Annotated in this window: 9 protein-coding genes; 8 read left to right on the forward strand and 1 reads right to left on the reverse strand. The window is 67.6% G+C overall.

Going from position 1 to position 15,391, the window contains the following annotated elements; all coding sequences use genetic code 11:
- Positions 1-38 precede the first annotated feature (38 nt).
- From MKAN_RS28635 to MKAN_RS03630, 7 genes are all read left to right on the forward strand, one after another.
- The gene (locus MKAN_RS28635) at positions 39-3,896 is read left to right on the forward strand and encodes an NAD(P)-dependent oxidoreductase (protein ID WP_160937622.1); all 3,858 of its coding nucleotides are present in this window, start codon (positions 39-41) and stop codon (positions 3,894-3,896) included.
- A 115-nt stretch (positions 3,897-4,011) separates the two neighbouring features.
- Positions 4,012-5,148, forward strand: coding sequence for a phosphotransferase family protein (locus tag MKAN_RS03605; protein ID WP_023365228.1), 1,137 nt, complete (start codon positions 4,012-4,014; stop codon positions 5,146-5,148).
- Positions 5,148-6,263: an Rv3169 family protein gene (locus MKAN_RS03610; protein WP_023365230.1), complete on the forward strand. Its 1,116-nt coding sequence runs from the start codon at positions 5,148-5,150 to the stop codon at positions 6,261-6,263. Before MKAN_RS03605 ends, MKAN_RS03610 begins: the two co-directional genes overlap by 1 nt.
- 278 nt (positions 6,264-6,541) lie before the next feature.
- A complete protein-coding gene (locus MKAN_RS03615) occupies positions 6,542-8,107 on the forward strand; it encodes an AMP-binding protein (protein WP_023365232.1) in 1,566 nt (521 codons plus the stop codon).
- Positions 8,108-8,138: 31 nt separating this feature from the next.
- Entirely contained in the window at positions 8,139-9,704 is a 1,566-nt protein-coding gene (locus MKAN_RS03620) for an AMP-binding protein (protein WP_023365234.1), read from the forward strand.
- 204 nt (positions 9,705-9,908) lie between these two features.
- Complete coding sequence (locus MKAN_RS03625; protein WP_023365236.1) at positions 9,909-11,630, forward strand: aldehyde dehydrogenase family protein; 1,722 nt, start codon at positions 9,909-9,911, stop codon at positions 11,628-11,630.
- A 203-nt stretch (positions 11,631-11,833) separates the two neighbouring features.
- Positions 11,834-12,826, forward strand: coding sequence for an NAD-dependent epimerase/dehydratase family protein (locus tag MKAN_RS03630; RefSeq protein ID WP_023365238.1), 993 nt, complete (start codon positions 11,834-11,836; stop codon positions 12,824-12,826).
- Between the two features lie 23 nt (positions 12,827-12,849).
- Here MKAN_RS03630 and MKAN_RS03635 read toward each other — a convergent pair whose 3' ends face one another.
- Positions 12,850-14,460 (reverse strand): WS/DGAT domain-containing protein, encoded by a 1,611-nt coding sequence (locus tag MKAN_RS03635; RefSeq protein ID WP_023365240.1) that lies wholly within the window; start codon positions 14,458-14,460, stop codon positions 12,850-12,852.
- A gap of 269 nt (positions 14,461-14,729) precedes the next feature.
- Here MKAN_RS03635 and MKAN_RS03640 point away from each other — a divergent pair, with 269 nt between their 5' ends.
- The gene (locus MKAN_RS03640; RefSeq protein WP_036393084.1) at positions 14,730-15,383 is read left to right on the forward strand and encodes a class I SAM-dependent methyltransferase; all 654 of its coding nucleotides are present in this window, start codon (positions 14,730-14,732) and stop codon (positions 15,381-15,383) included.
- Positions 15,384-15,391: the final 8 nt, after the last annotated feature.

Consider the following 15,391-nt stretch of genomic DNA (forward strand, 5'->3'; position numbering starts at 1 on the left):
AATCAGGCAGATGACGCCCGAGATTCCGTGAGGCCATGATGAACCCCAGCTATCTGATGGCGCTCGATGCCGGCGGCAGCGGCGGGCATTGCCTGCTCGTTGACGTCGCAGGCGGCGCGTTTACCCGCGTCTTCCGCCCGTGGACGCACCCGGCGGCGCCCGAAACCGCAGGACTGGGCACCGATCTCGATCTGGACGCGATCTGGACAACCCTCGCCGAAGGGGCCCGCGCGGCGCTGGAAAGGGCGGGCGCAACGCCGGATCAGGTGCTTGCCGTCGCGGCGACGAGCATGCGGCACACCACGGTGGTGCTCGACGGCGACGGCAACGCACTGCTGGCCACGCCCAACCGCGACGCGCGCGCCGCCGGCGAGGCCTTCCAGCTGGCGAGCGAGCACGGCAGCCTCCTCTATGCCCGCACCGGGCAATGGCCGAGCCCGCTTGCCACCGCGGCGCGACTGCGCTGGTTGGCAAGGGCGAACCCGGACGCGTGGGCTCGCGCCACGACGGTGATCACGCTCAGCGACTGGATCGCCTACCGGCTGTGCGGCGAATCCGGCACCGAGCCGTCGCAAGCCGGCGCCACCCTGTTATTCGATGTCGCGCACCGGGATTGGGCGCCCGACCTCGCCGAAGAGCTGGGCATTCCGCGACGTTTGCTGCCGCGCTTGCGCCCCGCGGGCACGCACCTCGGCACGGTCACCCGCGCGGCGGCGGAGTTGTTCGGGCTGCGCGCCGGCACTCCCGTCGCGGTCGGCGGCGCCGATACCCAGTGCGCAATGCTGGGCGCCGGTGCCGTAACACCCGGACAGGTGGGGGCGATTGGCGGCACCACGGTTCCCGTCCAGCTGGTCCTCGACCGACCGGTTGTCGATCCCGACGAGCGGCTGTGGACCGGTTGCCACGTACTGGCCGACCGCTGGGTGTTGGAGAGCAACGCCGGAGCGATGGGTGAAGCGCTCGACTGGTTCGCGCGCATCCTGCACCCGGACGCAGCCCATCCGGTTGCCCACTTCCTTGCCGAAGCGGGCTTGTCGGAGCCGGGTGCGGCCGGCATTCTGTCCACCCTTGGCACCGGCGTGATGAACGCGCGGAAGTTACGGCTGCCCACCGGCACTATCACGCTGTCGCACCTGAGCACGGCCCACGATCCGCATCGCCGGAGCCACTTGGAGCGCGCCGTGGTCGACGGCATGGCCTATGCCGTGCGCGCCAACCTCGAGCAGCTGCGCGACGTCGCAGCAACGCAAAGCAGCCCGGCAACATTCAGCCTCGGCGGCGGCATGTCGCGCAGTGCGGTGTTCGCGCAGGTGCTCAGCGACGTCCTCGGCGTGCCCGTCGAAGTCGGCGCCACACCGGAATCCACCGCACTCGGCGCGGCGCTGTGCGCCGGCGTCGCCGTCGGCGTCTTCGCCGACCTGGCAGAAGGCGCCCAGCGATTTCGCGGCCAGGCCCGCGCGGTGCTTCCGGACAAGCAGCGGGCGCGCGCCTACGACGAGTTCTACGGCGGCTGGCAACAGCTGCGGGCTGCGGGAGCCGACGCCGAAACGCTTGCGTCGCAACTGATCCTGCCGTCAGCGCTCAAGGCGATGAGCGCTTCGGCTGCGCGGTCGCGACCGGCGCTGCGTCCGCGCATCCTGGTCACCGCGGACATGGACGACGACGGACTGGCGGCGCTGCGCGCGCTCGGCGACGCCGAATACGCGAGCTTTCGCACCGCGATGCGGCTGCTGACCGGGCCGAGCCTGGTCGAGGCGTTGGCCGGGGTGCAGGTGTTCATCACCGAAGTTGACGTGGTGGACGCCGACGCGATCCGGCAGCTGCCCGAGTTGAGGGTGGTGGCCGCGTGCCGGGGCAACGCGGTCAACGTCGACCTCGCGGCATGCACCGCGTTCGGGATTCCGGTCCTCTACGCCCCGGGACGCAACGCCGACGCCGTCGCCGACCTCACCGTCGCGTTCCTGCTGATGCTGGCCCGCCGGCTGCCCACGGCGTCGGCGTTCCTGCATCAGCCGGGGATCGCCGCCGGCGACATGGGTCGGATGGGTCAGGCGTTCGCCGGCCTGCAAGGTCGTGAACTGTGGCACAAGACAATCGGTCTCGTCGGCTTCGGCGCGGTGGGGCGCGCCGTCACCCGACGCCTGCGCGCCTTCGGCGCCCGCGTCCTGGTGTTCGACCCGTATGTCGATGCCGAGCAGATCGTGCTGGCCGATGCCGAGCCGGCGTCGCTCGACGAGCTGCTGGAAAACAGCGAGTTCGTCAGCCTGCACGCCGCGGTGAGCGAACAGTCACGCGGAATGATCGGCGCCGCAGCACTGGCCCGCATGCGGCCGGGTAGCTGCCTGGTCAACACGGCGCGCGCGGCGCTCGTCGACGAGGCCGCCCTGGCCGACGCGTTGCGCAGCGGACACCTCGGCGGCGCCGCGCTCGACGTCTTCAGCGTCGAGCCCCCGGGGTCGGATCACCCGCTGCTGGCCCTCGACAATGTGATCGCGACGCCGCACGTCGGCGGCAACACCATCGACGTGGCGGCGCACCAAGGGCGCATCATCGCCGCGGACCTGCGCCGATTGCTCGTCGGCGAGGCGCCGCTGCACGTCCTCAACCCTGAAACTCTGCATAGCTTCGACTGGAGCGCGCCGCGCCCCACACCGGAACCCGACGTCCTCGAACGGTTGGCCCGCCAACCCGGGCCCGCGGTCTCGGACCTGCAGCTCGACCGCGGCGCGGCCCCTGTGCAGCCCGAACCAACGCCCCCCGCAACGACATTGGCGCCGAGCGCCGAGGTGCCGCCCGAGATGCGCGACTGCATGCGGCGCATCCTGAAGGGCTTTGTCGAGCGGATCACCCACGATGAGGCGCTAAGCGCTTTTGCCGCAGGCAAATCCGTCACCCTGCATTTCACGCTCACCGACCTGGAGCTGGCGTTCTTCCTGCAACTACAGGGCGGCGAGATCACCGCCGATCTCGGTGATCCCGCGGCGCCCGCCGACGTCGAATTGCGCATGCGCGCCGAGATTCTCGACGGGATGTTCACCGGCCGCGTCAATCCCATGCAAGCGGCCATGGGCGGGCGACTCTCGTTCAGCGGCGACACCGCCAAGGCGATGACGTTGCAGAACATGCAGGACGATCTGGCCCGGCTCTACCAGGAGTCCCGCGAAGAAGCCGGTGATCCGGGCGATCTGGCCGCCATCCCTGATGCCACCGCAGCCGGGCCGGCCGCCGCGGCAACCATCGCCGCGCCGGCGCCAATCGGATCCGCGGGGGATCTGCGGGACACACTGCTGCAGACCGTGCACGAGCTTTACGTCGCCGAGCTCATCACCGCCACCGGCGGCAACGTGAGCGTGCGCATCCCTGGAACCGACCAGTTGTGGATCACGCCGAGTCAAATGTTCAAGGGGGATCTGCGGCCCGAAATCCTGGTGCGCCTGGACCTGGACGGGCACGTGCTTGATCCCGGCGCTCCCTCGCCGTCGAGCGAACGAATGATGCACTGCCTGGTGTACCGTGCCCGTCCCGACGCGCAGGCGGTGGTGCATGCCCACGCACCGCACGCCACCATGCTTGTCAATACCGGGCTGCCGTTTCTGCCGGTGTCGACCGAGGCGGCGTTCTTCGGTGACATCCCGCGAGTGCCGTTCATCATGCCGGGAACCGACGAGCTGGCCCGCGCCGTGGCCGAGGCCATCCGGGATGGCTGGGCGGTGCTCATGCAGAACCACGGAATACTGGTCGCCGGCCGCAGTCTGCGCCGCGCCGCCGACATGGTCGAGATCATCGACCGCTCGGCCGAGATCATCCTGGGTTGCTACGCCGTCGGCAAAGAGCCGACCACGCTGCCCGGCGACGTGGTCGAAATGCTGCAGAAGATGGGCGATTTGATGGCGTGACTCGTTAGTTCCCGAGATGAGGACGATCGGCCCTACTCACGACGCAGGGAACGAGAAACACTCGGTGCGGATGGCCCGTCAGGGTTGCGTGATCGAAGAAGAAAAGAGAACACCGATGGCCACCGAACCGGCTCTCAACGAGGTAAGCCAACTCCAACGCTCGAGTCGTGACATCACCGAGCTGCCCGGCGTGTTTGCGCAGTGGCTGTCCACCGTGCTGCCCGGCGGGGTCACGCCGGAGGTCACGGTCGAGCCCGCCGTCACCACGACCGGCATGTCGTCGGAAAACCTGGCCGTGAGCGCCCGTTGGGACGAGGGCGGCGAGCAGATCCAGCGGCGGCTGGTGGCACGCATCGCTCCGAGCGCCCAGGACGTTCCGGTGTTCCCGTCCTATCGGATCGATCACCAGTACGAGGTGCTCCGGCTGGTGGGCGAGAAGACCGACGTTCCGGTTCCCGCGGTGCGGTGGCTGGAGCCGACCGGCTCGGTACTCGGCACGCCGTTCTTCCTGATGGACTTTGTCGAGGGCGTCGTGCCGCCCGACGTGATGCCCTACACGTTCGGCGGCAACTGGCTCTACGACGCGTCCGCCGAGTCTCAGCGCCTGCTGCAGGACGCGACGGTCGAGGTGATCGCCAAGGTGCACTCGATCCCCGGTCCGCAGGCGCATTTCGGTTTTCTGTCCGAAGGTGGCGGCGAGCAGAGCGCGCTGCGACGGCACTTCGACTGGGTGCGGTCCTGGTATGACTTCGCGGCGCCGGACATCGGCCGCTCCCCCTTGCTGGAGCGGACTTTTGAGTGGCTAGAAGCCCATTGGCCCGACGAGGCGGCCGCCGCCGAGCCGGTGCTGCTGTGGGGGGACGCGCGCATCGGCAACGTGCTCTACACGGACTTCCGTCCGGCGGGCGTGCTCGACTGGGAGATGACCGCGCTGGGTCCACGCGAGCTGGACATCGCGTGGCTTATATTCGCGCACTTGGTATTTCAGGAAATCGCCGGGCTGGCCGGCCTGCCCGGGATGCCGAACTTCCTGCGCGAGGAGGACGTACGCGCGACCTACCGCGAGCTGACCGGCGTGGAGCTCGGCGACCTGCGCTGGTTCTACGTCTACTCCGGCGTGATGTGGGCCATCGTGTTCATGCGGACCGGTGCGCGCCGAGTGCACTTCGGTGAACTCGAGAAGCCCGAGGACCCCGAATCGCTGTTCTACCACGCCGCGCTGCTGAAGCGACTGACCGGAGAGGGTGCCTGATGCTTGGACCAGTCGACGAATTCCCCGTCCACCAATTGCCGCAACCGATCGCCTGGCCCGGCTCCAGCGACCGCAACTTCTATGACCGCTCGTATCTGAACGCGCACGACCGCACCGGAAACATCTTCCTGATCACCGGAATTGGCTACTATCCCAACCTCGGCGTCAAGGACGCGTTCGTGCTCGTCCGCCGCGGCGACGTCCAAACCGCGGTGCAGTTGTCCGACGCGATCGACCAGGATCGGCTCAACCAGCACGTCAACGCCTACCGCATCGAGGTCATCGAGCCGCTGCGCGAGCTGCGCGTGATCATGGAGGAAACCCAGGGCATAGCGGTCGACCTGACCTGGAAGGGGTTGTTCGACGCCGTCCGAGAGCAGCCGCACGTGCTGCGCAGCGGCAACCGGATCACGCTGGACGCTCAGCGATTCGCTCAGGTGGGCACCTGGGAGGGCCAGATCGTGGTGGACGGCGAGGAGATCACCGTCGACCCGTCGACCTGGCTGGGCACCCGGGACCGGTCCTGGGGCATCCGGCCCGTCGGCGAAGCAGAACCCGCCGGCCGGCCCGCCGACCCGCCGTTCGAGGGCATGTGGTGGCTGTACGTGCCGCTGGCGTTCGACGACTTCGCCACCGTGCTGATCATCCAAGAGGACCCCAGCGGTTTCCGCAGCCTCAACGACTGCACCCGGATCTGGCGCGACGGGCGCGTCGAGCAACTGGGCTGGCCGCAGGTGACGATCCGCTACCGGTCCGGCACCCGCACCCCCACGGGCGCCGCCATCTCGACGGCGCTGCACGACGGCACACCGGTGCGGTTCGAGATCGAGTCCAAGCTGGCGGTGCCGATCCACTTCGGCGGCGGCTACGGCGGTTCTCCCGACTGGCTGCACGGTACGTGGAAGGGCGAGAAGTTCGCCGAACGCCGCACCTACGACATGACGGATCCGCAGTTGGCGGGCGGGATGATGTTCGGCGTGATGGATCATGTCGGGCGGGCCACCTGCCGCGCCGGCGACGCGGAACCGGTTGAGGGCTGGGGACTTTTCGAGCACGCCGCGCTGGGACGCCACGATCCGTCCGGCTTCGCCGACTGGCTGACGGTCGCGCCTTGACGCCGTTGACCCGGACCGGCGGCTGCTACGCCTCGTCGCTGAGCACCCACCTGGAGACGACGCAAACGCTGACCCGGGCGCCGGGTCCGTGGGTTCGTCGCACAAAACGGGTGCCACGGTCTCCGGCCTGACGTACCGCACGAAGGCCCCGCAGGGAGGTGCACGGTGCAACGACTCGACTTCGCTTCGGCCGCATACCCGGCCAGGCCGGTGGATCGTACGGCGCTGGGTTGGCGCCGGCACGTGGTCGATTCCGGCCGGCGGCAGCAGGTGCAGCAATGACGCGCGGCCTGCCGATGACGACGGCGCGCGCGCTGCTGCGCTCTCGCCTGCTTACTCCCGCAGGCCCGGCCGCGTTGTCTCGCTTGGTTCATGAAGCACGTCGAGCCGGCCAAAATCCCTTCACCCTGCTCGCGGTCACGGCGGCCCGGTGGCCGAACCGGGCCGCGGTGATCGACGACGACGGCACCCTCAGCTACCGCGAGTTGCTGTCGCGGACCGAATCCCTTGCGCATGAGCTCTACCGCCATGGCGTCGGGTCGGGACAGGCCGTAGGGATCTTGTGCCGCAACGGTCACGGCTTCATCGAGGCGACGTTCGCGACGGCGTTGGTCGGTGCCGACGTCGTGCTTCTCAATACCGATTTCCGCGCCGATGCGCTGGCGGCCGCGGTCAGCGGGCACCGGGTCACAACGATCATCTGCGAGCACGAATCCGCCGGGCAGGCGCGAGCCGCCGGCGAGGCGATCACGGTGATCGATCCGGCCACGGTCGCACAGCGCGAGCACGATCCACGGCCCCCGGTGGCCAAGCCCGGCCAAGTCATCATCCTGACCGCCGGCACCACCGGCACGCCCAAGGGCGTGCCCCGCAGCTCCCATTTCAGTTCGACACTGGGCCTTACCATGACACTGCTGGATCGCACCCGACTACGCACCGGTTGCCGAAACTGCGTGGCAGTACCGATGTTTCACGGGTTCGGGCTCGGCCAGCTGATGCTGACCCTGGCCCTCGGCGGAACGGTGCTGACCCAGCGGCACTTCGACGCCGAAGCCGCGCTTGCACAGGCGTCGCACCATCGCGCCGACGCATTGATGGCCGTGCCGGTCATGCTGGCGCGCATCCTCGATCTGCCCCAAGCCGTGCGGGCGCGAAACCCGGTGCCATCGCTGCGGGTGGTGATATTGAGCGGGGCCCGGCTGGATCCCAGCCTGGCGCGGCGGTTCATGGACACCTTCGGCGATATCCTCTACAACGCCTACGGTTCGTCGGAGGTCGGCATTTGCGCCTTCGCGACACCCGCCGACCTGCGGGCAGCGCCCGAGACCGTCGGCCGCCCGATCGTCGGCACCCCGGTCGGCATCCTGGACGCCACCGGCAGCCCCGTCGGGCCGCAGGTGATCGGGCGCGTCTTCGTCGGTGGCGGACTGCCGGTGGACACCTACACCGGCGGCGGCACCAAAGACGTCGTCGACAACATGACCAACTCCGGGGACATGGGCTACTTCGACAAAGCGGGACGGCTGTTCATCATCGGCCGCCAGGACGACCTGATCATCTCCGGGGGTGAGAACGTCTATCCCCGCGCGGTCGAAAACGCGCTCGCCGAGCATCCGGGTGTCATCGACAACGCCGTCGTCGGTGTTCCCGACGAGCAGTTCGGGCAACGACTCGCCGCGTTCGTCGTCCCGCGGCCCGGCAGCGACGTCGACGCGGCCGTCATCCGGGAGTACTTGAAGAACAAGGTATCTCGTGCCGAACAGCCCCGAGATGTCTACATCGTCACCGCCATTCCGCGCAGTCCCCTCGGCAAGGTGCTACGCAGGGAACTGCCCGCGCGGTGACTGGGACCACAAGCGGCAGAAAGGAACCGCGATGACGCGGGCAACCCGAGCGCCGACCCTGACGCGGACGCTGCTGCACACCCGACTGCTTACTCCCTCCAGCCCGGCCGCATTGTTCCGGCTGGTTCACGAGGCACGTCGAGGTGGCCAAAACCCCTTCACGCTACTGGCGGTCACGGCGGCCCGGTGGCCGAACCGGGTCGCGGTGATCGACGACGACGGCACCTTCAGCTACCGCGACCTGCGGTCGCGGACGGAATCCCTTGCCCACGAGCTTCATCACCATGGCGTCGGACCGGGCAGGGCCGTGGGGATCTTGTGCCGCAACGGGCACGTCTTCATCGAGGCCATGTTCGCCACGACGCTGGTCGGTGCCGACGTGGTGCCCCTCAATACCGATTTCCGCGCCACCGCACTAACGGCCGTGGTCAGCGCGCACCGGATCTCGACCATCATCTGCGAGCAGGAATCCGCCGAGCAAGCACGAGCCGCCGGCGAGGCCATCACGGTGATCGATCCGGCAACGGTCCACACCGATGCGCGGCGTCCGCGACCCGCGGTAGCGGCGCCCGGCCGGGTCATCATCCTGACCGCCGGCACCACGGGCACACCCAAAGGCGTGCCCCGCACCTCCCATATCGGTTCGACGCTGGGCCTTGTCGTCACGCTCCTGGATCGCACCCGACTGCGTACCGGCGCGCGAAGCTCGGTGGCGGTACCGATGTTCCACGGATTCGGGCTCGGCATGCTGATGCTGACCTTCGCCCTCGGCGGCACCGTCCTGACCCACCGGCGCTTCGACGCCGAGGCCGCGATCGCCCAGGCTTCGCGATATGCCGCCGACACGTTCACCGCTGTGCCGGTTATGCTTTCGCGCATCCTCGATCTACCCGAAACCGTGCGGACGCAAAACCCGATGCCCTCGCTGCGGGCGGTGATATCGATCGGGGACCGGCTGGATCCCAGCGTGGCGCAACGGTTCATGAACACCTACGGCGACATCCTCTACAACGGCTACGGCGCCTCGGAGGTCGGCATTTGCGCCTTCGCCACACCGGCCGACCTGCGCCAGGCGCCCGAGACAGTCGGCAGCCTGGTTCCGGGTTATCGGGTCGGCATCCTCGATGCCGACGGCAAACCCGTCGGGCCGCACGTCGTCGGGCGCGTCTTCGTCGGCGGCGACCTGACCTTCGAGGCCTACACCGGCGGCGGCACCAAAGAGGTCGTCGACGGCATGACCAACTCCGGGGACATGGGCTACCTCGACGAAGCGGGACGGCTGTTCATCATTGGCCGCCAAGACGACATGATCATCTCCGGCGGCGAAAACGTCTATCCTCGCGCGGTCGAAAACGCCCTCGCCGAACACCCGGACGTCGCCGACAACACCGTCGTCGGTGTCCCCGACGAGCAGTTCGGGCAACGACTCGCCGCGTTCGTCGTCCCGCGGCCCAACCGCGACCTCGATGAGCACGCCATCCGGGAGTACTTGAAGGACAAAGTGTCTCGCGCCGAACAGCCCAGAGACATCCACATCGTCACGGCCATTCCACGTAGTCCTGTCGGCAAGGCACTACGCAGGGAGCTGCCGACATGAGTGGCGGCGCCGGGCCTTGGGCGTCGCAGTCGGGGCGCACCATTACCGCCGCACCGCAACGCGGTCGGTGGCTCACGCACCATCACCGGGCGCGCGGTGGGGTTTGAGACCGGACGTGAGGACCTTGGCCCCTTCCGATCGCGTGGGTGAACGGCACACGCTAGAGGCATTAGCTGCCACTGTCCCGGCAAAGTGAGGGGTCTCATGACCACAGAAGTATCGCTCGACACGACAGCGCTGGACAAGGCGCTGGACGATCTGCACGCCGGTGCGCCCGACTGGGTCGCCCTGGCCCTCAATGGCAAGGTGACGTTGCTGGAGGCGTTGCCGCGCAAGATCCTCAATTTCGCCCCGGAGATGGTGGCCGCGGCCGACAGGGCGAAGGGTATCGCCTCGACCTCCAGCTGGGTCGCCGAAGACTGGCTGACCGGCGTGTGGGCTTTCATCCAGGGCGTCAAGTCGCACGCCCTGGTGCTGAGCCGATTGCGTGCCGGGCAAGCGCCCATCAAGGCCGGCGCGGTACATACCAGGCCGAACGGCCAGGTCGTCGTCGACGTCTTCCCGGTCACCGTCTACGACCGGTTGCTGCTCAACGGCTACAAGGCGCAGGTCTGGATCGAGCCGGGCGTCAGCGCCGAGCAGACGCGCCAGGACGCGGCCCGGATGTACCGCGGCGCCGGCTACGACCGCCCGGGGGTGGCGTTGGTCCTCGGCGCCGGCAATGTGGGAACCATTACGACCCTCGACATCCTCGACCAGTTGTTCGCACAGGGGAACGTGTGCGTCGTGAAGATGAACCCCGTCAACGACTACCTCGGCCCGTTCTACGAGAAGATCTTCAATGACTTCGTCTCGCGTGGCTGGTTGCGCTTTGTCTACGGCGGCGCCGACGTCGGTGGCTACCTGGCCCATCATCCGAAGGTCGACTCCATTCACATGACGGGTTCGGCGGCAACCTACGACGCGATCGTGTGGGGCAGCGATGCCGAGGCGGCGACTCGTAAGGCCAATAACACCCCGTTACTGGACAAGCCGATCTCGGCCGAGCTTGGCGGCCTCAGCCCCGTGATCGTCGTGCCGGGCGACTGGAGCGACGCCGACATCAGGTTCCAGGCCGAGCACATCGCATCCAGCAAGCTCAACAACGCCGGCCACAACTGCATCGCGACCCAGGTCATGCTTGTGTCGGAGGATTGGCCGCTGGCCGACCAGCTCATCGCCGAAATTCGTGCCGTCATGCGCGAAGTCGAGCCCCGCCGCACCTACTACCCCCGCTCGCAAGAGAAGACCGAGCAGGCTTGCGAGGGGATGTGCGGCGCGGAGTTCCTCAGTGGCGACAAGAGCCGCGTGCTCATCTCCGATGTCGACCCGCACAGCGGCGCCAGCATCCTGCGCGACGAGGTATTCGCCGGCGCCCTCGGAATTGTGCGGCTTCCCGGAGAGACAGCGCGCGAATTCATGCGCAATGCAGTCGATTTCGCCAACGACGTGCTGCCGGGCACGCTAGGCGCGACGATCATCATCGACCCGAAGACGCGCAAGGCGAACGCGGCGGCCTTCGACGACGCGATTTCCGGGCTGCGCTACGGCGACATCGGGGTCAACGTGTGGTCGGCGATGAATTTCTTGTTGGGATACACGCCCTGGGGTGCCTTCCCCGGGCACACTCCGCAGGACATCGGCAGCGGCACCGGGGTGGTGCACAACGCTTTCCTGTTGCAGCACGTGCAAAAGGCCATCGCCGAAATCCCGTTCCGGCCGTCACCGCGCGCCATCATCGGAGGCGAGTTGACGATATCGCCCAAGCCGGTCTTTTTCGTCACGAACAAGACCGCGGAGACGACGATCCGCCGGCTGGTCAAGTTCCTGGTGGATGGCAAGCCCACCGCGCTGCCGGGGATCTTTGCGTCGGCTTTGCGGGGGTGACATCGGCGCGATGACCATCGTGGCGCGCCCAGACTTGGGCGACGCATGCGGTGAATGCTGGGAGCGCGTGGCCCGATGCCGGGCTGCGTGGACGGGGACGCCACCTGTCGCCACTGAGAAACGTGTGTACTCAAGCCCCCAGTTACCCGGAATCATCGTCTGGCACCCGGCTGTCTGCCGCCGACCGGTAGAGTCACCAATTCGTGCAGATCGCAGTCACCGGCGGCACCGGATATCTCGGCGCACACATCGTTCGTGGCCTGTTGACGGCCGGCCACCGGGTGCGGCTCCTCGCCGAGCCCGGGTGGAACAATCCCCCACTGCTACATAAGCTTTCGGAATTCGGGGCGATCACCGTGATTCGGGGCGACGTGCGGGATCCCGATACCATCTCGCGGCTATTGGACGACGCCGAAACCGTGTTGCACGGGGCCGGCGTCGTCGGCACCGACAACCGGCGCGAGAAGTTGATGTGGGAGGTCAACGCGTATGCCACCGAGGCGGTACTGCGTCAGGCGCATCAGCGTGGGCTGGACCCGATCGTGTCGATCAACAGCTACAGCGCCCTCTTCCCGCCGCCGGGTCCGGTGATCGGACCGGACACCCCGACCTCCGCTGGCAGGTCGGCTTATGCCAAGACGAAAGGCTACGCCGACCGGGTTGCCCGCCGGCTGCAAGACGAGGGTGCGCCCATCGTGCTGACCTATCCGTCCAGCGTGGTCGGCCCGGCCTACATGACAAACCCGGGGATCACCGAGCAGGGCTGGGCCACGATCGTCCGCACGGGCGTGGCACCGCGATTGCGCAACGCCGGGATGATGATGGTCGACGTGCGAGACATCGCCGACGTACACGTGGCGTCGATGAGTCCGGGCCGCGGGCCGAAACGCTACCTGTGCGGCGGTGTGATGCTGAGCTTCGACGAAATGATCAATGCGCTCGAGGCCGGCTGCGGGCGCCACATCAAGCGAATACCTGTCTCTAGCAGTATATTTCGGGCTATCGGGAAGATGGCCGACGTGACCGGCGCGGTGCTGCCGCTGGGCGCCGGATTCAGTTTCGAAGCGGCACAGCTGCTTACCTCGGCGACCCCCACCGACGACTCGCGCACCCTGGCCGAGTTCGGGATGACCTGGCGCTCGCCACGGGACGCGATCATCGCGACCTTCGCGCATCGCGACGGCGACGAAACGTAGTTCGCTTTCCGCAAGACCTGTCTTCAGGAGCTGACCGCCGACGTCGCGGCCAGCAACCGCTCGAAAGCCCCGGCGAACCCGTCGACGATCGTCTCGTGGTCGAGCACCAGGGTTTTGTCGCAGGCGATGCCCACGACGACGTTGCCGTTGTAGGTGGAAATCGTGAAGCTCATGGGCTGGTTACCCGATACCGGTGCCCACCCGACGATGCCCGCCACCTTGCTACCGGCCAGGTACACCGGCATCGGTGGGCCGGGAACGTTGGTGAGCGTGCCGATAGTGCGGTTGGTGAACAGGTCCACCGACGCTTCATACAGCTGCCGGTTGAACCCGGCGATGGTCTCCTGCAGGCGAAACGCGACAGCGGCCTCGTGGCCGTGCTTGATCCGGTTCATCCGCTTCTTGGCCACGGCCAGGACTCGGAGGGGATCGGCCTCATCGGTGGGCAGTTCGAGTTGCACGAGGGCGAACTCGTTACCGAGATTGTCGGGCAGCGTCACGTCGACCGGTTTGAGGTTGACCGGGATCATGAAGGTCACCGCGGAGCAGCGGGCGTGATGGGCCTGCAGATAGTCGTGCAATGCTCCGGCCGCGCTGGCGACCAGAACGTCGTTGACGGTGCAGTTGTTCGCCCTGGCCACCGCCTTGACTTTGGCCAGCGGAATGGGCTCTGACCACGCCACCGCTTTGTCTTGGCCCGCGGTACCCGTCCAGATGGTCGAGTCGTTGCGAGTGCCCAGCAGCAGCTTGCGCAGGGTGTCCACGTCACCGGGCGCGGCGGAGAACACGTCGATCAGCGTGCCGCTGCCGGGCAGCGCCGCCCGCATGGTGGCGCCGACGGACTCGGCGACGCCGGACGCCGTCGCCCGCGCCGAGCTGGTGATCGTGTGGCCGGCCCCCACCGGGTTCTGCAACGCCAGACGGCCAAAATCGTTGGCACGACTAAGGATACGAGGAACTGCGGCAGCGACCCCGATCATGCCGGCAGCGATGTCCGTCGCCCGTCCGCCCGGGTCGCTCACCGTCTCTTCGAGCAGTGACCTCGCGCGCTGCGCGGTAGCGGTCGCCCGGCCCGCTGCCGTACGCAGCCGTTGCCGCATCGGCTGCCCCGGGGGGTGGGGCCGCGCGGCGTGCTGCACGATGCCGGGGCCGCGGATCGGTCCTCCGGCGGGCGACGCGTCGAACAGGCTCATCGAAAGCTCGACCATCCGCATCCCGTCGGCGACGGCGTGGTGCGTCCGCACGATCATGGCACTACCATCCCGGTAGCGGTCCACCCAAATGCCTTGCCAGAGTGGGCGAGTGCGGTCGAGCATCTCGGTGCGATGGCTGGCCACCAGGGCCTGCAACTCGCGGCGGTCGGCGGGATCCTTCAGGTCCACGACCGTAACGTGCTTCCCGAAATCGAAGTCGTCGGCCAGCTCCCACCACCACGAGCCGTCGCGATCCTTGACCGCCAGACTGCGAAACACTGGGTAACGGTTGATGAGCCGCTCCTCGAGGACCTCGCGCACCCGCCCCCAGTCCAGCGGGTCGGCCGTCCAGACCACCGTGTCGACGACCATCAGGTTGTTTGGGCGATCCATTTCCAGCCACAGGGCGTCCTGAATTCCGAGCCTGCGTCGGTCAGCCATCTTGCACCTCCACGAACATTTGACTGTGCCGGGCTTCATGCTCTGCTGATCATGCGCCCACCAAAGGGTTCAGGCCAGCCCCGCCGGGCCTGACTTTCATGCCGGGCCGCTCGTCCCCGGCTTTGGCCACGCGATTCGCTGAGGGCCCGTGTCGTCCGGGCTGGCGGCCCGCTGTCGTCGCCGGCCCGGCGGTCGCCTGTCCGTGATGGCGAGCGGTGGTTGCAAATACCGTAATGTGACCGATTGTGGTCGAGTGAGGAGAACCAGCGTTGGCGCTTACAGTGAACCAGGCTCGTTCGGTCTACGACCGAATCGGGCGTGTCCAGGACTGGCAGGCCTTTTATGAGGACGCCACGATAAACCGGCTCGTCGCCCATGCAGGCCTCGCCGGGAACCAGAGGATCTTTGAGTTCGGTTGCGGCACGGGACGATTAGCTGCACACCTGTTGGGATCGCTGCCGCCCACGATCGACTACCTCGGCGTCGACGTCAGCCCGGTGATGATCAAGTTGGCTACCCGTCGGGTCGCCGCCTGGGCTACGCGGGCCAAGGTAGTGCTTGTCGACGGGTCGTTGCCGCTACCCGCGGACGACGGGTTCGCCGACCGTGTGCTGTCCACGTTTGTGTTCGATCTGCTCGATGAAGCCTACGCCCGGACCGTGCTGGATGATCTGCGGCGGATCCTCGCGCCCAACGGCCGCCTCTGCATAGCCAGTCTGGGCTACGGAGAGCAGCTCGCAGAACGAGCCATCTCGCGAACCTGGATGCGGCTATGGCGCGTTGCACCACAGGTTTTGGGCGGGTGTCGTCCCATCAAGGTGACTACCCTGCTGGAACAGGAATGGAAAATCGAGCATCACTCGCGTGTGCATCGCTTGGGACTTGTCATGGATGTCGTCATCGCAATGCCGAACCCGCGCTAACGATCACC

The organism is Mycobacterium kansasii ATCC 12478, from assembly GCF_000157895.3.
Taxonomy (GTDB): Bacteria; Actinomycetota; Actinomycetes; order Mycobacteriales; family Mycobacteriaceae; genus Mycobacterium; species Mycobacterium kansasii.